Source organism: Paraburkholderia xenovorans (assembly GCF_046030735.1).
In the GTDB taxonomy this organism is placed as follows: Bacteria; Pseudomonadota; Gammaproteobacteria; order Burkholderiales; family Burkholderiaceae; genus Paraburkholderia; species Paraburkholderia xenovorans_A.
In genome coordinates, this window is sequence record NZ_JAQQBV010000022.1 from 45,187 (window position 1) to 69,451 (window position 24,265).

Below are 24,265 nucleotides of genomic sequence, written 5' to 3' on the forward strand. Positions count from 1 at the left end.
CAGCATAACAAACACGCTCTCGCCGCAGAACCTGGCCGAATGGCCGAGGTCAGATCGCACACAAAATCAGTTAGACTCGACGGCAGTTTGGGTCTGTCCCTGTCTGTCCCATCAACCGCGGTTTTTATCAGCGAATGAACTCCAGGCAGTCGATGCGCTATTCGGTTGAAATAAAAAAATTCCTCTATAGCCAGTACTTTTATGGCGGCCTGCGCATCGCAGTGGGCGTGTCGTTGCCGGCGGTGTTGTGCCTGATCGTGTTTCACGATCGCGACCTTGGCTTCACTATTGCGACCGGCGCGCTCGGCGCGTGCGTGGTCGATATGCCTGGGCCGCTGAAGTACAAGCACAACGAAATGCTCGCGTGCACGGTGATCGGCTTCCTGTCCGCGCTCGCCACCGGGCTCGCCACCGTCAACGCGGTGGCGCTGTGGTGTACGGTCGTGCCGCTCACCTTCGTGTTATCCCTGATTGTGGTGTACGGCAACCGGTGGCCGCAGATCAGCTTCGCCACGCTGTTCATGATGATCGTGACACTGGAGGAGAGTTTCACGCCGATGCAGGCGCTCGTGAACGCATCGTGGATTCTGCTGGGCGGCCTCTGGTACACGTACTGGTCCACCTTCGTGAGCCGCTGGATAATGCACCGGATCGAACAGCAGGCGCTCGCCGAGAGCGTGTTCGCGTGCGCGGACTATCTGCTCGCGCGCGCCGCCTTCTACGATCTCGACAACGATCTCGACGAGTGCTACCGCAATCTGGTCAACAAGCAGATTGCCGCGGTCGAACGCCAGGACGCCGCGCGCGACATCGTGCTGCGCAACCTGCCCAAACTGAAAAGCGGCCGCCTGGAACCGCGCCGCGCGATGCTGTTCAATCTGTTCATCAACACGGTCGACCTGCACGAGCTTTTCGTCGGCGCGCATACCGATTACCCGATGGTGCGCAACACGTTCGGCGGTTCCGATCTGCTGGTGTTCTATCGCGATCTGATTCGCAAATCCGCGGCCGATCTCGAGGAAATCGGTCTCGCCGTATTGCAGAATCAGGCGCCGCGTGTGCGCGTGAACGTGAAGGCCGAATTGCGTGCAATCGAATTCGAGATCGATGTGATGCGCAAGCGCGATCTGCCGCGCAAGGACCCCGAGGCTTATTCGGCGGTGTCGTCGACGTTTCGCCGGATCTGGAGTGCTACGCGGCTGATCGACAAGATGAGGAAGAGCCTCTCCAGCGACGCGCGCATCACCGAAACCGAGTTGCGTCTGGATCAGGCGCTGAGCCGCTTCGTGTCGAGCCGGCGCGTACCGTTCGGCCAGATTTTCTCGAACCTGACGATGGCGTCGCCGAGCTTCCGTCACGCATTGCGCGTGACGATTGCCGTCGCGGTCGGCTTCTGGCTCGGCCGGCTGCTGCCGCTCACCAACGCGTACTGGATCGTGATGACCACCGTCATCATTCTGAAGCCCGGCTACTCGCTGACCAAACAGCGCAACGGGCAGCGGATCGTCGGCACACTGATCGGCTGCGCGGCCAGCATCGCGTTGATGATTTTCGTGAAGGAACCGCACATTCTGCTGGTGGTGATGTTCGCGTCGATGGTGATGAGCTACAGCCTGCTGCTGTTCAATTACACGGCGAGCGTGGTGTTCACGTCCTCTTACGTGCTGCTGATGTTCCATCTGCTCGCGCCGGGCAGCATGCGCATCATCGGCGAACGCGCGATCGACACCGTGGTGGGCTGCGCGATCGCGATCGCGGCAAGCCACCTGTTCCCGTATTGGGAATACCGGTTGATGGGCAAGCTCGTCAACAACATGATCGGCGCGACGCGGCAGTATCTGGAAGCGAGCTGGTGGTGGAGCGGCAAACCGGCGGCGGCAGCGGCGGCCACCGTGACCGAAGCCGGCGCGTTCGCACCCGCCGCGGCGATGGCGGATCCGGCGATCGAGGTCGGCAAGCCGGCGGTTGCCGCGGGCGTCTCCCCAGTGGTTGGCGCAGGCGTCTCCCAGGCCGCCGCAGCCGCGACCACCGCACTCGATCGCGACTACCGCTACCGGCTTGCGCGCAAGAACGTGCACGTGGCGTTTGCCAATCTCGGCCAGGCCTTCCAGCGGATGATGCTCGAACCGAAGTCGGCGCAGAAGTTCGTGCCCGAACTGAACGGGCTGCTGGTGCGCAGCCACGTGCTTGCTTCGCAGATCACGATGGCCGCGCCGCTGCTGCGCACCTCCGCGCAACAACCGGGCGAGACGGTGTCGCTACAGCCGCTGCAACGCGCGCTGAGCACGATTCGCGACAATCTGACGCAAGCCGAAGCCGGCAATCCGCCGGCCGCCGATCAAGCCGAGCAGGCCAAACTGTTGAACCGCGAACTGGATGCGATGGTGGTCGAGACGGAGAAATCGCCCGACTATGCGACGGACGCCGTGAACGACATGAAGTTGCTCGCGCATCAATGCAAGCAGATGCTGACGGCGTCATCGCTGATTCGCAAGGACGCGAGCATGATCCGTTTGCCCGATGAATGACGATGCGCGCGCCTGCGCCCTGCACCGGCGCCGGCGCGGCGTTGGATCTTCTTATTGCGCCGTGCCGCTGGCAGGCTTAGCTACTGTAGCGGCAGCCGCCGCATCGGATGAAATCGACGGTGCCGGCGTGTTCTGGTTGTCGAAGTCGCGCTTTTCCTTGATCGCGTTGTAGAACAGCGTGGCGATCACCAGCAGGACCGCAACCACGATGAAAACGGCGATGCCGAAGGTCGGGTTCTTCTTGCGCGGCGGTTTGTTCATGAGACGGACTCGTTCGCGAAGCAATCGCGGTTGGTATCAGGGGAGGCGGAAGGCCGCATTCTACGCCCACGGCGCTTGCATACGGCTTGCGATCAGGTCACCGCGGAAGGCCGCACCGGCAACGCCGTCGAATACTTGATCTGCTCCATCGCAAAACTCGAACTCACGTCGTACAGCGGCACGGCGGCGATCAGCAGTTTGTACACGCGGTCGTAGTCGTCGATATCGGACACCACCACGCGCAGCAGGTAATCGGTCTCGCCGCTCATCCGGTACACCTCGACCACTTCCGGAATCTCCTGCACCGCGCGCGTAAAGGTTTGTGCCCATGCCTCGGTATGCTGATTGGTGCGTACCGCGACGAACACGGTCGTGCCGACGCCGAGTTTGCGCGCATCGCACAGCGCCACCTGCGAGCGGATCACGCCGGTTTCCTTCAGCCGTTGCAGCCGCTTCCAGCAAGGCGTCTGCGACAGATTCACACGCTGCGCGAGTTCGGCGATCGGCATGGTCGCGTCGACTTGCAGCAGTTCCAGCAGCTTCCGGTCGATGATATCCATTCCCATTAGTTCACCCCTATAGGAAATTATTCTACTTTTAAGGCTCCGAGGGGAATTATATGGAAACTCTTTCTCCAGGCAAACCGGTATAAATGTGGCTATCAAAAACAGCCGACAAGCAGCCGCGCTGCGCCGCCATCATGACTCAAAATCTCGACCGGGCATCCCCCGAACGCCTCACCGCCGTCCCAACCCGCACCGCGCCCGTCGCGCAACTGTGCGACACGCTCGACGCCATGTTCGACGCCTGTTCGACATTTCCGGAGCCGTCGGACTCGAGCTTTTTTGCCCGCAACATGCGGATCGCACTCGCCCAGGCCGCGGCGCACCCGGCGCTGCTCAGCGACGCGCAACGCGAAGGTTCGACGGAAAATTACCGGCGTCATCTGCTGGCAGCCGATCCGCACGACCGCTATGCGATCGCCGCGCTGGTGTGGCTGCCGCAACAGGCGAGCCCTGTGCATGCGCATCACACGTGGTGCGGTTACGCGGTCGTGCAAGGCACGTTGAGCGAAACGATCTTCGAATGGAACGGCGAGCAGCATTGCGCCTGCGCAACGCGTACTCAGGCGCGCAAGCGCGGCGCGGTTTCATATGTGCGCCGCGGCCGCGGCGGCATTCATCAACTCGGCAATCGCAGCGAGCAACCCGCGGTCTCGTTGCACATTTACGGCGTGGCGGGCGCGCGGATCGCCACGCATGTGAACGATATCGTGCGGACGGCGGATTCACCCGTGCTGGCTCAGCCATCGGCATAAGCGCCGCGAGCCCCCAGCCGTCCACGTCACCGCAACGTAAAATTCAACTCTTGCCGCCGGCCTCGCCCGCGGTCGGAATCTGCGGTGGAATCGGCGCGGTCTGTCCGGTCGGCGGCGGCGCCGGACGCGGTTCATGCGACACGTCGCGCGCAATCACCACGCCGGCGTGAGTGGTCCGCAACGGCGACGCGCGGCCGGCGCCCTGCCCATGCCCATGTTCGTCATGCGCATGCGCGCCGGGATCGAGCAAGCCATCGTCGTGCAAAGGCTCTCCCTCGCTGTCCTTCGACGACGTATAAATCCGCATCTGCGGCACCGGAATCTCGATCCCGGCTTCGTCCATCTTGCGCTTGAGTCGCAGATTGAACGCGCGCGCCACGCTCCATTGCTGCAGCGGCCGCGTCTTGATCTGCCCTTTCACGACCATCCAGTTCGGATCGAAACGGTCGAGCCCCCACACCTCGATCGGTCCGAGCATTTCGCGACGGTAACGGAAATCGGCCATCAGATCCGCGCCCACTTCGCGGATCAGTTGCGTGATCTGGTCGACGTCGGTCGAGAACGACATGCGCACTTCGAACACCGCGTACGCGAAATCGCGCGACAGGTTCTTGACGATCTTGATCTGCGAGAACGGAATCGCGTGGATCGCGCCCTGCCCGTCGCGCAGCCGCACCGTGCGAATCGACAGATGCTCGACGGTGCCCGCATGGCCGCCGTCCACGTCGATCCAGTCGCCGACCGAGATCGTGTCTTCGATGATGATGAAGAGCCCCGTGATCAGGTCGGTCACGAGCGACTGCGCGCCGAACCCGATCGCGAGACCGATCACGCCGGCACCGGCAAGCAGCGGCGTCACGTTGATGCCGAGATTCGCCGCGGTGACGATGCCGGCGATCGTCATGATCGTGACGAGCAACACGTTGCGCACCAGCGGCAGCATCGTGCGCGCGCGCATGCTCGGACTGCGCGACTTGTTGAGCGGACCGCCGGGACTGAGCGCTTCCGTGATCGCGGTATCCACCAGAATCCACAGCAGCCACGCGATGAACACCGTCGCGACGATCGCCGTCACCGCATGCGCGATACCGCGCGCCGCAACGTTTTCTTCGACCACCGCCGCCAGCGACAAGCCCCACAAACGCGCGGCCAGTTCGAAGAAGAACAGCCAGATGAACAGCGTGACCAGCGTGCCGCAGAAACGCAGCAGGCGCGTCAGATACGGCGAGCGGCGCCGCGCGCGCGTGCTGCGCGGCCGTGTGACGCGCAACACGATCGCCGACAGGAAAAACGCGAGCACCAGCAGCAGCGCGGTCACCACCGAAATCTGCAGCACGTTCTCGTTGGTGCCCGAGCCGCCCAACGTCGCGACCACCGACGCGGTCGCGAGCACCAGCACCGGCACGTGCCAGAGCGCGGCGAGCACGTCGAACGCGTCGGTGGCGGCTTTGTGGTTGGTGCGTTGCTCGTACGGCCGGTTGCGGATCAGATGCGCGACGGGGCGGCGGAACGCCAGCGCGAAATAGCCGGTGAGCACCGCGGCGGTCATGTTGGCGGCCGTCGAAATCAGCGCGGCGAGATTCGAGCCGAGCTGATGCGCGACGTCGTAATTGACGGCCGCGTCGCCGAGCGCGCCGCACACGCCGATCACGAACAGCACACGCCGTGCGTGATCGATCAGCAGGCGCACCGCGATCCGCCGGTGCCCGGAGCCGAACAGCGAAAACATGATCAGACAGATCGCCGAAAACACCGCGCCCGCGACGATCGCATAGGCGACCACCATCCCGAGCGTGCGGCCGAGCGCATCGGGCATCGCGCGCACGAACAGCAGCGCCGCGAGAAACGCGACGATCCATGGACCCACGCGGCGCAGCGCGAAGATCAACAGTTCGCGCGTGGTGGGATTCGGATTGAGTCCGATCACGATGCCGAACCGCCGGTACAGCCGATGTTGCAGGTAGATCAGTGCGCCGGCGCACGCGCCCCAGCCGACGAGCATCGCCAGCATCGAAAACAGAATGCGGCCGAAGCTCTCGTGCCCCTGGCTGGTGATGATCGTGTAGAGCTCGTTGCCGGCCGCATTGAAGCGTCCGCCCCAATAGCGCACGGGCGTACGGCCTTGATGCACGTCGGTTTCGAATGACGCGATGCCGGACGCGATCGCACCCAGCAAGCCGGGACTCGGCTGCACCGGCGCGGGCGGCGCGACGTTCTGCGAGACGTCGCGCAGCTTCTTGAGCTGCGCGACCAGTGCGGTGCGCTGGCGATCGTTGTCGAGCGTGGCGATCACGCTGTCGAGCGAGCGCTGCAGTTCCGCCTGACTGGCCGGCGACGGCGCCGACGCGGCATCCGCCGCCGACGCGCCGGAAGCGGGTGCAGCGGGTGTCACCGTCGCGCTGTTGATCAGGCTCTGCAACGCCGGGATCACCGGCGTGGCGGTGCCAGCGGCCAGCGCGTTCACGGGCAGCCAGCCGATGCACAAGACCAGCGCGAGCGCTATGGCGAAGGCCCACGCGCCAAAGCCGGCCGCAACCCCGGAGCGAGCGCCAGGACGGACTTGACGGACGTCAGGCCCGTGATAATCGGAACAAGGAGGAAAAACAGCGCGAGTCGCCGGCCGGCCGCCGTTGGACGGCGCGGCTGTGGACCCACGCCGCAACGGGCATGACTGCATGGCGATCCGTAAGCGAACGGGAGACGCCAGTGTAGCCGCACTTGCCGCGCGAGCAACCGAACATGCGTAACCGAATGTTAGGAAGCTTGCGCGCGAGCCTGTCGTGCTTCGAGCGAGCGTGACGTGTCTGGTGCCTGAAGCGCACGCTGCTCGTCCAGTTCGTCCAGCTCGTTCAGTAAGCGACAGTCGCAACCTGATGGACGAACCGGCCTTGCTCCAGTTCGTCGACGAAAGCGATCGCGTAGTCTTCGGCGGAGATACGGCTATTGCCCTCGGCGTCGACGATCAGCGTTTTCGCGCCGGTGCGGAACTTGCCCGTGCGCTCGCCCGGCGCGATCACCGCAGCCGGTGAGAAGAACGTCCAGGCGAGGTCGGTGACTTCGCGATAGAACTTGTCCAACGTATCGCGATGCGCGAGCGCGACCTTCTTGTACGCGTCCGGAAAGCCTTCCGAATCGACCAGTTGCTTGCCCGGCGCCACTTCGAGCGAGCCCGCGCCGCCCACCACGACAACGCGCTTCAGGCCCGCCGCGCGCACGCCGTCGAGCAGCGACCGGGTGGCCGAGGCCAGCACGGCGGCCGTGTCGGTATGCGGCGGCGAGTAGGCGCTCGCCACCACGTCATGACCGCGCAGCGCGGCGCCGACGCTCGCCGCGTCAAGCAGATCGGCTTGCACGGCTTTCACATTGGCGATGTCCGTCGGCACGCGCGCCGGATCGCGCACGAGCGCCGTGACCTGGTGCCCACGACGTGCGGCTTCCGCGGCGATCCGCGAACCGATCGTGCCAGTAGCGCCGAACAATGCGATTTTCAGTGACTTGCTCATTTTTACTGCTCCTGTGGTTAGCTTATCTGTAACTACGTTGATTACATATTACGGGGAAAAAAGAGGGGCTTCAGCCCCCGTTCACTCTCAGGTGAGCACGCCCAGGATAACCTGACATGCGCCCTTCTCTACCGCCACAGCTTATTCACTACCTTGCAGCGATCTGGTGCAATCTGCTGCGGGAAGCATCCCGCATCACCCAGCCAGGCGCCGCTTGCGTTCACGTTCCCGCACCCGCTCCGCGCGCACCACATCCGCGGTGGCGTCCGCCAGCGTGCGTGCGCCGAGCGATGCTTCCATCGCCTGCTGCGCTTCGTCGACGATACCGCGCAGCACGCTTTGAATATTGCGTCCGACCATGCAGTCCGGATTCGGCTCCTCGCGATGCAGCGCGAACAACTGCGCGTCATCCACTGCGTGATACACCTCGAGCAACGAAATATCGTCCGGCGCGCGAGCCAGCAGCGCGCCGCCGCCCGCGCCGAGTTGCGACGTGGTGAGCCCCGCCTCGGCCAGCATGGTCAACAAACGACGGATCAGCGCGGGATTCGTATTCACGCTGCCCGCAATCATGTCCGACGAAAGCGGCACGCCCTCCTGCAACGACAGCAACGCAAGCACGTGCACCGCAAACGCAAAACGGCTACTCGTATTCACAGCAAACCTGCCCGGCGACGACAATATGTAACCATGCTAATTACATTTAATCCTGCTGTCAAACGGGTCGACGGCCTCGATGGCCCGCTACGCCCATCACTTGTCCATCTGCTTTTGCGCGTCGCTGGATTCGCCGGATGACGACGAAGACGAAGCGCTCGTCGACGAAGCCGAACTTTGCGCCGACCACTCCTGCAACTTGCGCCCCGCCGACTCCAGGCTCTGCCCGGTCAACGACGCCGCCTTGCCGAGCTGCGCGTGCGTCGCGCTGGCCGCGTCCTGCAGATTGGCCTGTGCGCTCGACGCGAGCGCGCTGGGGTCGATGTTGATCGACGGCGCGGAGGCGGCCGATTCGAGGTTCTGCTGCGCGGCGGCTTTGGTCGCATCGACTTGCTGGCCGACATAGCTCGCGGCCTGATCGAGCTTCTGCCCGGCAACTTGCGCGGCGTCGTCGAGTTTGCCGGCGACCTGTCCCGCGGACGCATCGTTTTTCTGGCAGGCCGCGAGGCCGCCGAATACGAACACGACAATCGCGGCACGGCGCAGCAACGGGGAACGGATAGATGAAATCATGTTTGAGTGTGAGCCGCGCCAAGCGGCTTCTTCGTGCGAAAACGGGCCAATGATACGCCCTCGCGTGTCACGGTCTCCTTTGCAGCCTGCGTCGCGGTTCTGTCAAACGCATTAGGGTAGACTGCCTGAGCGTTCGACGAGCGTTCGTTGTGTTCCGTTGATCAATTGGAGGCATGCGATGGCAGCAAAGAAGATTCTGTTCCTGACCGGCGACTTCGCCGAGGATTACGAAACGATGGTGCCGTTCCAGGCACTGCAGGCAGTGGGTCACGTGGTGGACGCGATCTGTCCGAACAAGAAAGCGGGTGAGCGCATCAAGACCGCGATTCACGATTTCGAGGGCGACCAGACCTACACCGAAAAACCGGGCCACCTGTTTGCGCTCAACGCATCGTTCGACGACGCCGATCCGCGCCAGTACGACGCCCTCGCGATCGCTGGCGGCCGCGCGCCGGAGTATCTGCGGCTCGACCCGAAAGTGATCGAACTCGTGCGCCAGTTCGCCGAAGCGGGCAAGCCGATCGCGGCGATCTGTCACGCCGCGCAACTGCTCGCCGCCGCCGACGTGATCCGCGGCAAACGGATCTCCGCCTATCCGGCCTGCGCGCCCGAAGTGAAACTGGCCGGCGGCGACTACGCGGACATTCCGGTCGACGCCGCGATCACCGACGCGAACTTCGTCACCGCTCCTGCTTGGCCCGCTCATCCTGAATGGCTGCGTCAATTCCTCGTGCTGCTCGGCACCCGCATCGAACTCTGATCGAACGATCGGACTAAGAGCGCGGCGGTTTCATCCGCGCTGCGCTCGCCTTTCTCCAATGTCATTTGGGACTAATCCGATAGTGGGCGGTTGAGGGCTTTTCTATAGTCGCCGGTCGACTTTAGGAGCCCTTCGATGGAACTGACCGACTGGATCGTCACGCTCGCCATCATGCTGATGGTCATCGCGTTCTTCTGCGTGCGCACGCCGGCCGGCTGGTCGCGCGAGGACCGCGCACGACGTCTGGGCGGCCTGCGGATGCTGGCCCAGGCCGCCTGCTCACTGTGGGCCGCGCTGCTGCTTCTGGCGCGCTGCCTGTTCACGCTCGACAGACTGCCCGGCCTGCAGCCGTCGCCGTTCGAAGCGCTGATTATCGTGGCGGTTCTGTTCGGCTGCGGCGGCTACTGGTCGATCCGCGGCGCCAGACTGCTCAAACCGCGGCGCATCTTCACCGGCTACTGATGTGCGGTGCGCCGTGGCCGGCATGCGCTGTCGCGCCGCTGGCGAGGCCAAGCTTCTCGCGCCCCGTCAAACCATCGAAGCCGGCGTGCATGTCACGCGGCGCCTGAACGGCGGCCGGTTCGAGCGCCGCACGCGCGTCGACGGCCAGTTGCGCCGCTCGCGCCTCAGCCTCCGGCAGCGACAGATAAAACGTCGTGCCGATCCCCTCTTTCGATTCCGCCCACACTCGCCCGCCGTGCCGCTCCACCACACGCCGCACCAGCGCGAGACCGATCCCCTCGCCCGCTGCAACGTTGCCGTGCAGACGTTGAAACGCGTTGAAAAGCCGCGGCAACGCAACGGCCGGAATCCCGAGCCCGTTGTCGCGCACGTAGAAGATACGCAGCGACTGCACGCCCGGCGGTGCCGGCGTCGTGCCGATTTCGACCCGGCCTTCGCGCGACGGGTCCAGATAATTCACCGCGTTGCCGATCAGGTTCGCGAACACCTGCTCGAGCGCGGTCGGATCGCCCCAAACCGCCGGCAACGCGTTGACGATCACCTGCGCGTTACGCGCGCGGATCGATCCCTGCATCGCGTCCACCACGCGCGGCACGATCTCGTCGACTTCGACCTTCTGCTGCCGGTACTCGACACGGCCGATGCGCGACAGCCGCAGCAACGCGTCGATGATGTGCGAAGCGCGCAGCACGGCCGTCTGCAGATAGTGCAGCGCCTCGCCGATATCTTCGTCGACCACCCGTTCGATGTGCTCCCGCGTGGCGACCGTCAGCGAAGACTGCCGCACGGCCGCGCGCAGTTCGTCGCACGCGCGGATCAGCTCTTTCGAGAAGCCTTGCAGGTTCACCAGCGGCGCACGCAGATCGTGCGACACGCTGTAGATGAACATTTCGTTTTCCTGGGTCTGTTGCCGCAAGGTCTCGTTGATGCGCGCCAGTTCGCCCGCGCGGCGCGCGAGATCGGCCTGAAAGCGCGCCTGAATGCGCTCGGCTTCGATCAGGCGCCGGCTGGTTTCGTGCAAGGTCAGATCTAGCCGCGCGATTTCGTCCTGGCCGGGACCGATCGACGCGAGCGGCTCATTGCCGGCCAGCCGCCCGGCATTGTCGGAGAGTAAAGCGAGGCGGCCGCGCACGCCGCGCGTGAACAGCCACACCGCTAATGCGACAAACAGCAGCGAGCTCAGCACGGCCGCGACGATGAGCATCTGCTGACGGTCGCGCGCGCGATCGGCGGCCATCGTACGCTCGGTGTCGAGGCGCCGTTCCTCGGTCTGAAATGTGGTCACCTGCTGGCGGAAGCGATCGAGCACGTCCGTGCCGGTCATGTCGCGAAACCGCGCGAGCACGTCGGCCCGCCGCCCGGAATGCAGCATGTCCTGGATGCGGTCGGACCATTGGCGGTACGCCTGCACCGCCTGCCGCACCTGCACCGCGCGCTCGACCTGCGCGGGGTTGTCGGCGACGAGTTCCGCCAGCCGGTCGATGCGCCGGTCGACATCCATCCACAGCGAAACCGGCGTGACGAAGCGGTTGTCGTCGGCCAGTACCGCGCCACGCAGGCGCACGGACTCGTCGAGCACGGGCTCGATAATCGCGGTGGTCTGGTGCAGTACGTCCTCACTGTGGATCGCCCACTGTTCCGCTTGCGCCGCGTCGGACTCCGCTTTGACCAGTCCGGTCAGCAAGGCCAGTTCGAAGAGGGCCGGAATCGCGATCAGCAACAGGCCTTTGGTGGTCAGTCTCATGCGTACGCGGTGAAGTCGGGGGCCGCGGCGAAAGGTGCGCGGGGACGGCACATTATGTCGGCGATTGTCGGATAAAACAAAGACGGCGCACGCCATTCGACGAATCAGGGCCCGGACGCCGCGATTACGCATAGATCGTCAGCATTTCGAAGGCCATGCGAAGCTGATTCAAATATTTAGCCCTGAATTGGGGCCTTGCGTCCGTGGCGGATCCTGAATGCACTTTTATTGTGCTTATGCGTGCTGATTCCGGTGCGCAGCGTTGTCCTGTCGCGACCAGCGAAGTGGGTCTGCACACCCAACCCGGTGCGCATATGCACCTGTTCGACGCCAATCGGCACAACTTTGGCCCACTTCTTGCATTCACTGCCCGCTTTTTTGGCATAAGCGGGACACACCGATGGACAGTCTGAAAACCGGCACCGATACCCTATTCCTTCTTCTGGGCGCCGCGATGGTGCTTGCGATGCACGCGGGATTCGCGTTTCTGGAACTCGGCACGGTCCGCAAAAAGAATCAGGTCAACGCGCTGGTCAAGATCCTCGTGGACTTCTCGGTGTCGACGATCGCGTACTTCTTCATCGGCTACACGATCGCCTACGGCGTGCAGTTCTTCGGCAGCGCCGACTCGCTCGCCGCGCATAACGGCTACGCGCTGGTGCGCTTCTTTTTCCTGCTGACCTTCGCGGCGGCGATTCCGGCAATCGTCTCGGGCGGCATCGCCGAGCGCTCCAAATTCAATCCGCAACTGTTCGCGACCTTCGTGCTGGTCGGCTTCGTCTATCCGTTCTTCGAAGGGATCGCGTGGAACGGCCGCTTCGGCATCGAGGCATGGCTCACGCAGACCTTCGGCGCGCCGTTTCACGACTTCGCCGGCTCGGTGGTCGTGCATGCGTTCGGCGGCTGGGTCGCGTTGCCGGCGGTGATCCTGCTCGGCGCGCGCCATGGCCGCTATCACCGCGACGGCGGAATCGCCGCGCATCCGCCGTCGAACATTCCGTTCCTCGCGTTGGGCGCGTGGGTGCTGACGGTCGGCTGGTTCGGCTTCAACGTGATGAGCGCGCAGACGGTCGACAAGATCAGCGGCCTCGTCGCGGTGAATTCGCTGATGGCGATGGTCGGCGGCACACTGAGCGCGTGGCTCGCGGGTCGCAACGACCCGGGCTTCACGTACAACGGACCGCTCGCCGGACTGGTGGCGGTGTGCGCCGGCTCCGACGTGATGCATCCGCTCGGCGCGCTGGTGACGGGCGGGATTGCCGGCGTGCTGTTCGTCTATATGTTCACGTGCGTGCAAAACCGCTGGCGTATCGACGACGTACTCGGCGTGTGGCCGCTGCACGGACTCTGCGGCGCGTGGGGCGGACTGGCAGCCGGCATCTTCGGCCTGCATGCGCTCGGCGGCATGGGCGGCGTGTCGTTCGCCTCGCAACTGATCGGCACGCTGGGCGGCATCGTGGTCGCGACGCTCGGCGGCACGCTGGTGTACGGCGCGATCCGGTTGACGGTGGGTTTGCGGCTCGATCAGGAAGACGAATACAACGGCGCGGACCTGTCGATTCACAGGATTTCGGCGACGCCGGAGCGCGAAAGCGCCGGATGAAGCGGCGACGGGGTGGACTTGTGCGTCGGGTTGGAGACCTCGCGCGCTTGAGTCCAGCGCGCGGCGGCGCTTTGCTGCCCCCCTATGCCTGCCGATGATAGACTGCCGCGGCAGCGTGTTCAGATGCAGACCGGTTAGTCTGACAATGCGGCTTCGCCTAAGGCTCTTCGCATGTATATGTCCATTCTCGCGGTCGGCATCGGCGGTGCGCTCGGCTCGCTGTTCCGCTGGTTTCTCGGTATCCGTCTGAATGGCGTTTTCGTCGGCCTGCCGCTCGGCACGCTGGCATCGAACGTGATTGCCGGCTATGTGATCGGGGTGGCGGTCGCCGGCTTCGCGCGGGCGCCGCAGATCGCGCCCGAATGGCGCCTGTTCATCATCACCGGGCTGATGGGCGGCCTGTCGACCTTTTCCACTTTTTCAGCCGAAGTCGTCGAGCGTCTGCAGGACGGGCGGCTCGGCTGGGCCGCGGGCGAGATCGTCATTCACGTGGCGGCGTCGCTCGTGATGACGGTTCTCGGGATCGCGACGGTCGCGCTGGTGTCGCGCTGAACCGGCAATGAGCGAAGCGGCCGCCGCGCGTCTGCTGCCGGCAGCGGCCGATCCACGCCAGGCGGCTTACCAGCGATGCCAGTAGCCATATCCGGAATGCCAGCCGTAGTAATGCGGATACCAATGCGGGTGGCTGTAATAGCCGACCACGACCGGCGCGGTGTAAACGGGCGGCGATGCGTAGTACACCCGCGGCGGAGCGTAGTACACGGGCGGCGGCGGCACGTACACGCCGACCACAGGCGCGACCGGAACGACAGCCCCGACGCCGACATAAATGCGCGCTTGCGCGACGCTGACCAGGCCACCGCAGAGCATGGCCGCGACCGTCAATTGGCGGATGACTTTCATTTTTCGACTCCATGTTCTTCGACGCCCGTGCGGTGAGGGCATCGCGTGACTGCAGTGTGGCGCAGCACAATGAGCAGAGAATGAGCGCTGCGTGCGATGCGAGCACGCCCGAACCCAGGCTGACCAGCCAACCGCCGCCCACGTCGCCGGCTCATTTCCAACTCATTCTTCGTCACTACCATGCTGCGACCGAGGTGCGACCAAGGTGCAAGCCCGCCTTCCGAGCCCATGAACACCCCATTTGAAGACGAAGACCTGTATGGATATGCCTCGCGACGAACGTTTCAACGCGCTAAGCGAGATCGCGAACGATTGCTTCGGCATCGACGCATTCGCCCGACTGCCCGGCGTTCAGGACTCGCGCGACGTCGCGGTGCGCACGGCGGATATCGTCCGCGCGCTGGAGAGTGCGTACGATATCGGCCTGATCGCCGGCTATCATCTGAACCGAACCGAAAGCAGGTAGCGCGGCACGCGGCCTGGTTGCCGCCCGCTTCCACGTCACTCGCTCCTCGCGGCACTGCCCATGCTCAAATCGCTTCGTAACCAGCTCGTCCTCGCCATCGGCGTCGTGGTCAGCCTGTTCGCGCTCCTGCAAGGCGCGAGTTCGTATCACTTCTCCGTGACCGGCACGAGCGCGCTGCTCGACCGGCGCATGGAAACGCTCGCGACGCATCTCCGGGTCGACTTCAACGAGGGCATCCTGACGTTTTCCACGCCCACTGCGACGGACACGCACGATCTCTCCGTCGTGGTCTGGAAAAACGGCGAAGCGTTGCCCGCATTCGCCAACGAGCCGTCGCCGCTACTGCCGCGCGACGCGCCGCTCGGCTTTACGACGCCGGTTCTCGACGGCGAAAAGTGGCGGCTTTACACACGGCGGCGTCCGGATCAGCTCGTCCAGGTCGCGCAGCGCATGTCCGTGCGCCACGAGATCGAGAAAAGGGCGTCGACGCGCACACTCTGGCCGATCTTCGTGCTGATTCCGCTTGTCTGGATCGCGGTTCTCGTCGTCGTCAGCCGTTCGTTGCGGCAACTGAACCGGCTCGGGCGCCAGGTTCGGCGCATCGATGCGAACCGCCTGCAAGCGCTGCCGCTGACCGGCGTACCGAACGAACTGCTGCCGTTCATCCGCTCGATCAATCTGATGATCGAGCGCCTCGCTCATTCGATCGAAACCGAACGCAAATTCATCGCCGATGCCGCGCACGAGTTGAGAACGCCGCTCACCGCACTACAACTGCAAGCCGACAATCTGCAACGCGAGATCGCGCCGGGCAATCGGGAGCGCTTTCGCGAACTGCAAGGCGGCATCACGCGCAGCAGCAATCTGATTTCGCAACTGCTGCGGCTCGCCCGCGCCGACGCGCCGCCAACCGGCCAATCGATGACGCGGGCGATGGCAAGCGTCGATATCGCCGCGGCGGTCGTCAACGCAATTGCCGACGTGCTGCCGATTGCGATGCAACGCAATATCGACATCGGCGCGGACGAAATGGCCGACGCCCGCGTGTACGCCATCGCGCTCGACATCGACACGGTCGTCAAGAATCTCGTCGGCAATGCGGTGCGTTATACGCCCGACGGCGGCAAGATCGATCTATCGACCCGCGTGCGCGGCACGACGGTGGACATCGAAGTCAAGGACACCGGACCCGGCATCGACGAAACCCTGCTGCCGCGCGTGTTCGACCGTTTCTTCCGAGTCAGCGCCGACAGCGAAGGCAGCGGACTCGGCTTGTCGATCGTCAAAGCCATCGTGACCCGGTACGACGGAACCGTGAGCCTGCGTAATCGCGGCGACGGCCAGTCCGGCATCGTCGCGACGGTCAGCTTGCCGGTCGAACGCGACGGCACCGTCTGATACGCGGCTGTTGCAGCGGCAGCCATCCCATCCTCACTGTTGCGAAGCGGATAAAAATGAGAGTTCTGCTAATCGAAGACGACGTACAGATCGGTCAAAGCCTGCTGCGCGCATTGAAGGACGCCGACTTCAGCGTCGACTGGGTGCGCGACGGGCTGGCCGGAAGGCACGCGCTCACCGACACCGGGTACACCGTCGTGCTGCTCGATCTCGGCTTGCCCGGCATGGGCGGCATCGAACTGCTGAAGTCGTTGCGTACCGCGGGCATTGCGGTGCCGGTGCTGATACTGACCGCGCGCGACGATCTCGATTCACGCGTGGAAGGCCTCGATGTCGGCGCCGACGACTATCTGCTCAAACCCTTCGCCGTCCCCGAACTGCTCGCGCGAATTCGTGCGGTGATCCGGCGCAAGGCCGGCTACGCGTCGTCGCGTCTCGGCGACGACGCGTTCAACCTCGATCTCGACAAACGCATGCTGACCTGCAACGGCGTGTCGACCGTGCTGTCCGCGCGGGAATTCACGTTGATGCTGGCGTTTCTCGAACGGCCCGGCACGATCCTGTCGCGCGAGCAACTGGAAGACCGTCTATACGGCTGGGGCAAAGAAGTCGAAAGCAATGCGCTCGACGTGCTGATTCATTCGGTGCGCAAGAAATTCGGCGCTTCGGTGATTCGCAATGTGCGCGGGCTCGGCTGGACCGTGATGCTCGGCGACACCGGCAGCGGACCGGCGAGCTGACGCCGCGAAGCGACAGCGGCGTCGCTCATTCTCAACTAACTCTTCGCGCCTAGGATTCGTTCGGTCGACAGGCGGCGCTCCGGCTCCAGACTCCGGTGCGGCCTCAGGTCCGGCCTCAGCGCCGGCCTCAGCACCGGCCTCAGACAGCGCACGACACTCGCCGTAAAAGCCGCGCTGCAAGAAGCGCCTTCGCCTTCACGCGCTGCGTCGACGTCCTATCAATGATCGAACGAACGAAGAATGACTTCCAATCACCACCTTTGCCTTCGCGCGCGGGCTGTCCGGCACGGCGCCCGCTACCTGAACACCTTGCTCGTCACCGGCTTTACCGCGCACGCTCGCCGGCACGCCAGGTCAGTCCGGCCTGAGTCTCGGTTCATTGCCCGGCAATCTGCCCGACATCGGGCAGATTGCCTGGTACAACAACTCGATCTACGCGGCGGATTCCGATGACAACGTCGTGCTGCAAATCAACCCCGCTCCTTGACACGATCCGTGGCGCTAAATCGCGCACATGAGCAGGCCTTGCGATGACCGCCCGGAATCCTCCGGGCGTCATCGCTTTCCGGCCTGTTCCATTACGATCCGCTTTAAAAGCCCATTGCCGATGAGAGCCGCTTCTTCTACCCGGTCCACGCGGGAAATGTTGCAGGAAATGTTCAGCGAAATGGTCATGCGCAAAGATGCATCGCTGATTCCGCATTACTACCATCCGGATTTCCAGCGCGAGTCCAATGGACAGTTGGAGGACTATCAGGCGTTCGCGTCGGGGCACGAAAAAATGTACGCGACACCGGTTACCTTCGAAGTTCGATACGACGATGCATCATGGGTCGAAAGCGCCGCGAAGGTCGCCGTGCGCTTGTGGATCAGGAAACAGACTTCAATTGGACAACCGCTGGAATTCGAAATCCTGCTGGTGGCCGCCTATCTCGACGGGAAAATCCATCATCTCTGGGAAATGACGTCGCCGCGCCGGTGGGCAAGCAGCACTCGCAACGATCACGGGTCAGCGTGACGTCGGGGAAAAACGCCGCTTTGTCGGTTGCGAACAGGACAACGGCGCCCCATGCGGGCGCCGTTGTGCGTCAATGAAGGCCGAAAAAAAAGGCGTCACGTTGCCGTGACGCCTTAAAAAGTTCTAGCCATTCCGAGGGCCGTGCTAGAACCTGAGAGACGGTATTCGAAACTGGGGGGGCGGCGCTGATGCGAAGCACGATGCGAATTGTGAACCGGTACTAAACAAATGACAGCCGGTACTAAACAACACGCCAGGCGGGCCACACCCGCTGAGATTTCAAAAAAATAACTGCGCTGAAATCGTCTTTCGAAATAGGGTTCCATTTTTTATGGTTATGCTGACTAAGTCAAGCAAAATCTAAAGAACGTCTGCGCAACACGGAAAAATGTTCCGATACATTCCGATACAATGAATGTTCTGATGAAAAATGACCTTGCACGCCCCATTTTGGGGCTTTAAGCCGACTTTTCAGTGCAATTGAATACGGCATGCGAGCGACTATATTGAAATGTAGTTTCAAAAAAACGACATGACCCGACCTCCGCATTCCCGCACCGACGCCTCCCCGCCTAAAGACAAAGACAGCTCGGGCGACGAAGTTACCGCACTCGCCCGCGGTTTGACGGTACTGCGCTCGGTCGCCGCCGCGGACGCTCCGCTCAGCAATCGGGATCTGGCGGAATTGACCGGCATCCCCAAGCCCACGGTCTCGCGCATCACCGCCACCCTCGTGGGCGCCGGCTTTCTGTTTCGCCTGCCGGACAGCGAGCGTTTCGTGCTGACCTCCGCGGTATTGGAATTGAGCAACGGCTTTCTGCGCAACTTCGACATCCGCGCGCGGGCCCGGCCTTTTCTGATCGAACTGGCGGAGCGCACCGCGCTGTCGGTGCATCTCGCCGTGCGCGATCGCCTCGACATGGTGGTGATCGACGCAATCCGGCCGCGCTCGGCGGTGCTGGTGTCGCGCCTCGAAATCGGCTCGCGGATGAATCTCAGCCGTACCGCGATCGGCCGCGCCTATCTGGCGGCGCTGGCCCCACAGGAACGGGAAAAACTGCTGATCGGACTGCAAGCCGCCGAAGGCGACGACTGGGGCAGCGTCAGCGGCCGGCTCGACGACGCGCTGCAGGAAACCATCGAGCAAGGTTTCGCGATCGCCACCGGCGAGTGGTACGACGGGCTGAACGCGATCGCGTCGGGTTTCACGGGGCCGTCGGGCGAGCGCTATGCGGTCAATTGCGGCGGCTCGGCCGACCAGTGCCCACGCGACTGGCTGATCGCGCGCGCGGCGCCCGCGCTGCTCGAATGCATCTGCAAGATCACGCTCGAGATCGGCGGCACGCCCGGGCGCCGTCTCGACAACTGATGTGCGCGCCGGCTTGCGAGTCGACGCGCGGTTCAACGTGATCGCATCTGGCTGACATCCTGTAACCTTCGTAATCGTTAGAAAAATAGCCGGGTGGACTGTTACAGAGCCCGCGACGTAGGATCATGCATTCCGCCGTGGGGCGAGCCCGCCTGGGGTGCGGACGGCCCGCTGCAATGCTGCGTCGCGACTCGTGCGGCTCGTGCGACTCGTGCCTTAACATCCTTGACCCGCGCCTCGGGTAGCATCGCGTTGAACAAGCGCGGCGCGCCCGCTGTCGAAACCGCCTGCCACGCCGCCTGGGGGTCAGCCGCCGATCCGTCGGCGGTCCACTCGCGCAGCGGCTCACATCAAAGCCTGCCACCTGACCGAACCGATGGACGAACAACAACAGCATTCGGAAACTAATCGCCCGACCACACCGGCTCCGCAACAGCCTTCCACCGGCCGTCCCGCCGGCGGTCCACCGAACCCTCCCGGCGGCCCCAACCCCGGCCCCACACGGCACCGCGCGCGCAACATCGCGCTGATCGTCGTGGCGCTGGTCATTCTCGGGGTCGTCGTGTGGCGCTGGCATCCGTGGGGTGGTCCGTCGGGTGGCGCGAACGGCGCAGCGGGTCCGGGCGGCGCGAGCGCCGGGCATGCCGGCCGTGGGGGCCGCGGCGGACCCGGCGGGATGGGCGGCATGCCCCAGCCGGTGCACGTGGCCACCGCCACGCAAGGCGAAATGCCCGTCGTGCTGACCGCGCTCGGCACGGTCACACCGCTTGCCAGCGTCACTGTGCTGCCGCAGTTGAGCGGCACGCTGCAAGAGGTCTATTTCAAGGAAGGCCAGATGGTCAGGAAGGGCGACGTGCTAGCCCAGATCGACCCGCGGCCGTATCAGATCTCGCTCGACAACGCGCAGGGCACGCTCGCGCGCGACGAGGCGCTGCTGCAAACCGCGCGCCTCGACCTGAAGCGCTATCAGACGCTGCTCGCGCAAGACTCGATCGCGAGTCAGCAGGTCGACACGCAGGCTTCGCTCGTCAGGCAGTACGAAGGCACGGTGAAGTCCGACAAGGCCAACATCGATACCTTCAAGCTCGACCTCGTGTACGCGCGCATCACCGCGCCGGTGTCGGGTCGCGTCGGGCTGCGCCAGGTCGATCCGGGCAACTACGTGACGCCTAGCCTCGCCAATGGCATCGTCGTGATCACACAGTTGCAGCCGATCAGCGTGATCTTCACCGCGTCCGAAGACGACCTTCAGCAGATTCTGCAGCAGACGCAAACCGGCGCGAAGCTGTCGGTCACCGCTTACGACCGCAGCAACACCACGTCGCTCGAAGGCGGGATGCTCGAAACGCTGGACAACCAGATCGACACCACCACCGGCACCGTCAAACTGCGCGCGGTGTTCCAGAACGAGAAGAACGTGCTGTTCCCGAATCAGTTCGTCAACACGCGTCTGCTGGTCGATACCGTGAAAGACGCGGTGATCGTGCCGACGCCGGCCGTGCTGAACGGCTCGATGGGTCAGTTCGTCTACGTGGTGAAACCGGACAACACGGTGACCGTGCGCCCGGTGAAAGCCGGTCCGGTCGACGGCGAACGCACCAGCATCAAATCGGGCCTGCAGGTCGGCGAGCGCGTCGTGATCGACGGTTCGGACCGGCTCAAGGAAGGCGCGAAGATCACGATTCCGGCCGACCGGCCGAGGGGCGCATCGGGCGCGCGCGGCGCAAGCGGCGCGGCCTCAGGCGCGTGGGGTGCTTCCGGCGCGCATGGGCATCGTCGCAAACACGCGGCGCAAGCCTCGCAATAAAGGCACGGCCACTCCCGCATGAATCCATCCCGCGCTTTTATTCTGCGTCCCGTCGGCACCGCGCTGCTGATGGCGGCGATCATGCTGGTCGGTCTCGTCGCGCTGCGCTTTCTGCCGCTGTCCGCGCTGCCCGAGGTCGACTATCCGACGATCCAGGTGCAGACCTTCTATCCGGGCGCGAGCCCGGACGTGATGACTTCGTCGGTCACCGCGCCGCTCGAACGGCAGTTCGGGCAGATGCCGTCGCTCAATCAGATGTCGTCGCAGAGCTCGGCCGGTTCGTCGATCATCACGCTGCAGTTCAGCCTCGACCTGCCGCTCGATATCGCCGAGCAGGAAGTCCAGGCCGCGATCAACGCGGCGGGCAACCTGCTGCCGTCCGACCTGCCCGCGCCGCCGATCTACGCGAAGGTGAATCCGGCCGACGCGCCGATCATCACGCTCGCACTCACGTCGAAAACGCTGCCGCTCACGCAGGTGCAGGATCTCGCCGACACGCGTCTCGCGCAGAAGATTTCGCAGGTGGCGGGCGTGGGTCTGGTGAGCCTGTCGGGCGGCCAGCGCCCGGCCGTGCGGATTCAGGCGAATCCGCGCGCGCTCGCCGCCTACGGTCTGAATCTGGACGACCTGCGCACCACGATTTCGAACCTGAACGTCAACACGCCGAAGGGCAACTTCGACGGCCCGACGCGCAACTACACGATCAACGCAAACGACCAGCTGACCGACGCCGACGCGTACAAAACCGCGGTGGTCGCGTACAAGAACGGCCGCGCGGTGATGCTGACGGACGTCGCCAGCATCGTGCAGGGCGCGGAGAACACGAAGCTCGGCGCATGGGTGAACAACACGCCGGCGATCATCCTGAACGTGCAGCGCCAGCCGGGCGCGAACGTGATCCAGGTGGTGGACAGCATCAAGGCGCTGCTGCCGCAATTGCAGCAGTCGCTGCCGGCCGCGCTCGACGTGCAGATCGTCACCGACCGCACCACCACGATCCGCGCTTCCGTGCGCGACGTGCAATTCGAACTGGCGATGTCGGTGGTGCTGGTGGTGCTGGTGATGTACCTGTTCCTCGCGAATATCTACGCGACCATCATTCCGAGTCTGTCGGTGCCGCTGTCGCTGATCGGCACGCTCGCGGTGATGTACCTGTGCGGCTTCTCGCTCGACAATCTGTCGCTGATGGCCCTCACCATCGCCACCGGTTTCGTGGTGGACGACGCAATCGTGATGATCGAGAACATCGCGCGCTACGTGGAAGAAGGCGAAGCGCCGCTCGAAGCCGCGCTGAAGGGCTCGAAACAGATCGGCTTCACGATCATTTCGCTCACGGTGTCGCTGATCGCCGTGCTGATTCCGCTGCTCTTCATGGGCGACGTGGTCGGCCGGCTGTTCCACGAATTCGCGATCACGCTCGCGGTGACGATCGTGATTTCGGCGGTGGTCTCGCTCACGCTGGTGCCGATGATGTGCGCGAAGCTGCTGCGCCACACGCCGCCGCACGAGAGCCACCGTTTCGAAGCCAAGGCCCATCGTTTCATCGACTGGGTGATCGCCCGTTATGCGGTCGCGCTTACGTGGGTGCTGAACCGGCAGCGCGCCACACTGGTGGTCGCGCTGCTCACGCTGGTGCTGACCGGCGTGCTGTACGTGTTCATCCCGAAAGGCTTCTTCCCGGTGCAGGACACCGGCGTGATCCAGGCGATCACGCAGGCGCCGCAGTCGGTGTCGTATGCGTCGATGGCGGAGCGCCAGCAGGAACTCGCCGCGCAGATCCTGAAGAACCCGGACGTGGAAAGCCTGACCTCGTTCATCGGCGTGGACGGCAGCAACATCACGCTGAACAGCGGCCGCATGCTGATCAACCTGAAACCGCGCGACGACCGCAGCAACACCGCGAGCGACGTGATCCGCCAGTTGCAGAAAGACGTCGCGCATATTCCGGGCGCGTCGCTGTACATGCAGCCGGTGCAGGATCTGACGATCGACTCGACCGTCAGCCCCACGCAGTACCAGTTCATGCTCACCGATCCGAACATCACGGAGTTTTCCGCGTGGGTGCCGAAACTGGTGGACCGGCTGAAGGAATCGCCGGAACTCGCCGACGTCGCAACCGACCTGCAGGACAGCGGCCAGTCGGTCTACATCGAAATCGACCGCGCCACCGCGTCGCGTTACGGGATCACGCCGGCCACCGTGGATAGCGCGCTATACGACGCGTTCGGCCAGCGCATCATCTCGACCATCTTCACGCAATCGAACCAGTACCGCGTGATTCTTGAAGCGCAGCCGGAAATGCAGCACTACACGGTGTCGCTGAATTCGATCTACCTGCCCTCCTCCACGTCGACCGGCGGCCAGGTGCCGCTATCGGCCATCGCGAAGTTCATCGAACGGCCCGCGCCGCTGCTGGTCTCGCATTTGAGCCAGTTCCCGGCCACCACGATTTCGTTCAACCTCGCGCCGGGTTCGTCGCTCGGCGCGGCGGTGAAGGCGATCGATCAGGCGGAGAAAGACATCGGTTTGCCGGCGTCGTTCCAGACGCGCTTCCAGGGCGCGGCGCTGGCGTTCCAGGCGTCGTTGTCGAACGAACTGTTCCTGATCCTCGCGGCGATCATCACGATGTATATCGTGCTCGGCGTGCTGTACGAGAGCTTCATCCACCCGATCACGATTCTGTCGACGCTGCCGTCGGCGGGGGTCGGCGCGTTGCTCGCGCTGCTGATCACCGGCCACGATCTGGACATCATCGGGATCATCGGCATCGTGCTGCTGATCGGTATCGTGAAGAAGAACGCGATCATGATGATCGACTTCGCGCTCTACGCCGAACGCGAGGAAGGCAAGTCGCCGCGCGAAGCGATCTATCAGGCGTGTCTGTTGCGTTTCCGGCCGATCCTGATGACCACGCTCGCAGCACTCCTCGGCGCGTTGCCGCTGATGCTCGGCACCGGCGCGGGCTCGGAGCTGCGCCGCCCGCTCGGTATCGCGATTGCCGGCGGCCTGATCGTGAGCCAGTTGCTGACGCTGTTCACCACGCCGGTGATCTACCTCGGCTTCGACGCGCTCGCGCGCCGCGCGCGTGAGCGCTTCCATCGCGGCGATTCGACGAAAGGCGCCGCGCCGCCCGCCACCGATGCGGGGAACTGAGC

General features: G+C 64.1%; 21 protein-coding genes. 13 read left to right on the forward strand and 8 right to left on the reverse strand.

Annotation, left to right across the window (positions count from 1 at the left end; all coding sequences use genetic code 11):
- Nucleotides 1–152: 152 nt before the first annotated feature.
- Entirely contained in the window at nt 153–2,528 is a 2,376-nt protein-coding gene (locus tag PQQ51_RS21545) for an FUSC family protein (RefSeq protein ID WP_408498914.1), read from the forward strand.
- Nucleotides 2,529–2,579: 51 nt separating this feature from the next.
- Here the strand turns inward: PQQ51_RS21545 and PQQ51_RS21550 are convergent, their stop codons facing one another.
- The gene (locus tag PQQ51_RS21550; RefSeq protein ID WP_408498840.1) at nt 2,580–2,789 is read right to left on the reverse strand and encodes a hypothetical protein; all 210 of its coding nucleotides are present in this window, start codon (nt 2,787–2,789) and stop codon (nt 2,580–2,582) included.
- A 92-nt stretch (nt 2,790–2,881) separates the two neighbouring features.
- Nucleotides 2,882–3,355, reverse strand: a complete 474-nt coding sequence (locus tag PQQ51_RS21555) for an Lrp/AsnC family transcriptional regulator (protein ID WP_408498841.1) — start codon at nt 3,353–3,355, stop codon at nt 2,882–2,884.
- 134 nt (nt 3,356–3,489) lie between these two features.
- Here PQQ51_RS21555 and PQQ51_RS21560 point away from each other — a divergent pair, with 134 nt between their 5' ends.
- Nucleotides 3,490–4,107 carry a cysteine dioxygenase family protein gene (locus tag PQQ51_RS21560; RefSeq protein WP_408498842.1) on the forward strand — a complete coding sequence of 206 codons (618 nt, stop codon included), beginning with the start codon at nt 3,490–3,492 and terminating at the stop codon, nt 4,105–4,107.
- 43 nt (nt 4,108–4,150) lie between these two features.
- Here PQQ51_RS21560 and PQQ51_RS21565 read toward each other — a convergent pair whose 3' ends face one another.
- The 4 genes from PQQ51_RS21565 to PQQ51_RS21580 all read right to left on the reverse strand — a co-directional run bounded on the left by PQQ51_RS21565 (nt 4,151) and on the right by PQQ51_RS21580 (nt 8,840).
- Nucleotides 4,151–6,784: a mechanosensitive ion channel family protein gene (locus PQQ51_RS21565; protein ID WP_408498843.1), complete on the reverse strand. Its 2,634-nt coding sequence runs from the start codon at nt 6,782–6,784 to the stop codon at nt 4,151–4,153.
- A 172-nt stretch (nt 6,785–6,956) separates the two neighbouring features.
- Nucleotides 6,957–7,610, reverse strand: a complete 654-nt coding sequence (locus PQQ51_RS21570) for an NAD(P)-dependent oxidoreductase (RefSeq protein WP_408498844.1) — start codon at nt 7,608–7,610, stop codon at nt 6,957–6,959.
- 195 nt (nt 7,611–7,805) lie between these two features.
- A complete protein-coding gene (locus PQQ51_RS21575) occupies nt 7,806–8,267 on the reverse strand; it encodes an Rrf2 family transcriptional regulator (protein WP_408498845.1) in 462 nt (153 codons plus the stop codon).
- 96 nt (nt 8,268–8,363) lie between these two features.
- Nucleotides 8,364–8,840 (reverse strand): BCAL1086 family glycoprotein, encoded by a 477-nt coding sequence (locus PQQ51_RS21580; RefSeq protein WP_408498846.1) that lies wholly within the window; start codon nt 8,838–8,840, stop codon nt 8,364–8,366.
- Between the two features lie 178 nt (nt 8,841–9,018).
- Here PQQ51_RS21580 and PQQ51_RS21585 point away from each other — a divergent pair, with 178 nt between their 5' ends.
- Nucleotides 9,019–9,600 carry a DJ-1/PfpI family protein gene (locus PQQ51_RS21585; protein ID WP_408498847.1) on the forward strand — a complete coding sequence of 194 codons (582 nt, stop codon included), beginning with the start codon at nt 9,019–9,021 and terminating at the stop codon, nt 9,598–9,600.
- Nucleotides 9,601–9,735: 135 nt separating this feature from the next.
- Complete coding sequence (locus PQQ51_RS21590; RefSeq protein WP_408498848.1) at nt 9,736–10,062, forward strand: hypothetical protein; 327 nt, start codon at nt 9,736–9,738, stop codon at nt 10,060–10,062.
- Here the strand turns inward: PQQ51_RS21590 and PQQ51_RS21595 are convergent.
- Nucleotides 10,049–11,806, reverse strand: a complete 1,758-nt coding sequence (locus tag PQQ51_RS21595; protein ID WP_408498849.1) for a sensor histidine kinase — start codon at nt 11,804–11,806, stop codon at nt 10,049–10,051. The genes PQQ51_RS21590 and PQQ51_RS21595 overlap by 14 nt on opposite strands.
- Nucleotides 11,807–12,206: 400 nt before the next feature.
- Between PQQ51_RS21595 and PQQ51_RS21600 the strand changes: the two genes are divergently transcribed.
- Together PQQ51_RS21600 and crcB are read left to right on the forward strand one after the other, a co-directional pair.
- Nucleotides 12,207–13,409: an ammonium transporter gene (locus PQQ51_RS21600; RefSeq protein ID WP_408498850.1), complete on the forward strand. Its 1,203-nt coding sequence runs from the start codon at nt 12,207–12,209 to the stop codon at nt 13,407–13,409.
- A gap of 171 nt (nt 13,410–13,580) precedes the next feature.
- Nucleotides 13,581–13,961, forward strand: coding sequence for a fluoride efflux transporter CrcB (gene crcB, locus PQQ51_RS21605; RefSeq protein ID WP_408498851.1), 381 nt, complete (start codon nt 13,581–13,583; stop codon nt 13,959–13,961).
- Nucleotides 13,962–14,027: 66 nt separating this feature from the next.
- On the opposite strand, the gene PQQ51_RS21610 is transcribed toward crcB, so the two are convergent.
- Nucleotides 14,028–14,312, reverse strand: coding sequence for a hypothetical protein (locus PQQ51_RS21610; RefSeq protein ID WP_408498852.1), 285 nt, complete (start codon nt 14,310–14,312; stop codon nt 14,028–14,030).
- Nucleotides 14,313–14,571: 259 nt separating this feature from the next.
- On the opposite strand from PQQ51_RS21610, the gene PQQ51_RS21615 reads away from it, so the two are divergent.
- From PQQ51_RS21615 to PQQ51_RS21645, 7 genes are all read left to right on the forward strand, one after another.
- Entirely contained in the window at nt 14,572–14,778 is a 207-nt protein-coding gene (locus PQQ51_RS21615) for a hypothetical protein (protein ID WP_408498853.1), read from the forward strand.
- Between the two features lie 60 nt (nt 14,779–14,838).
- Nucleotides 14,839–16,176, forward strand: coding sequence for a sensor histidine kinase (locus tag PQQ51_RS21620; protein ID WP_408498854.1), 1,338 nt, complete (start codon nt 14,839–14,841; stop codon nt 16,174–16,176).
- Between the two features lie 56 nt (nt 16,177–16,232).
- The gene (locus PQQ51_RS21625) at nt 16,233–16,916 is read left to right on the forward strand and encodes a response regulator transcription factor (RefSeq protein WP_408498855.1); all 684 of its coding nucleotides are present in this window, start codon (nt 16,233–16,235) and stop codon (nt 16,914–16,916) included.
- 673 nt (nt 16,917–17,589) lie between these two features.
- Entirely contained in the window at nt 17,590–17,934 is a 345-nt protein-coding gene (locus PQQ51_RS21630) for a hypothetical protein (protein WP_408498856.1), read from the forward strand.
- 532 nt (nt 17,935–18,466) lie between these two features.
- The gene (locus PQQ51_RS21635) at nt 18,467–19,303 is read left to right on the forward strand and encodes an IclR family transcriptional regulator (RefSeq protein WP_408498857.1); all 837 of its coding nucleotides are present in this window, start codon (nt 18,467–18,469) and stop codon (nt 19,301–19,303) included.
- Between the two features lie 376 nt (nt 19,304–19,679).
- On the forward strand, nt 19,680–21,110 hold the full coding sequence (locus tag PQQ51_RS21640) for an MdtA/MuxA family multidrug efflux RND transporter periplasmic adaptor subunit (protein WP_408498858.1): 1,431 nt from the start codon (nt 19,680–19,682) through the stop codon (nt 21,108–21,110).
- An 18-nt stretch (nt 21,111–21,128) separates the two neighbouring features.
- On the forward strand, nt 21,129–24,263 hold the full coding sequence (locus tag PQQ51_RS21645; protein WP_408498860.1) for an MdtB/MuxB family multidrug efflux RND transporter permease subunit: 3,135 nt from the start codon (nt 21,129–21,131) through the stop codon (nt 24,261–24,263).
- Nucleotides 24,264–24,265: the final 2 nt, after the last annotated feature.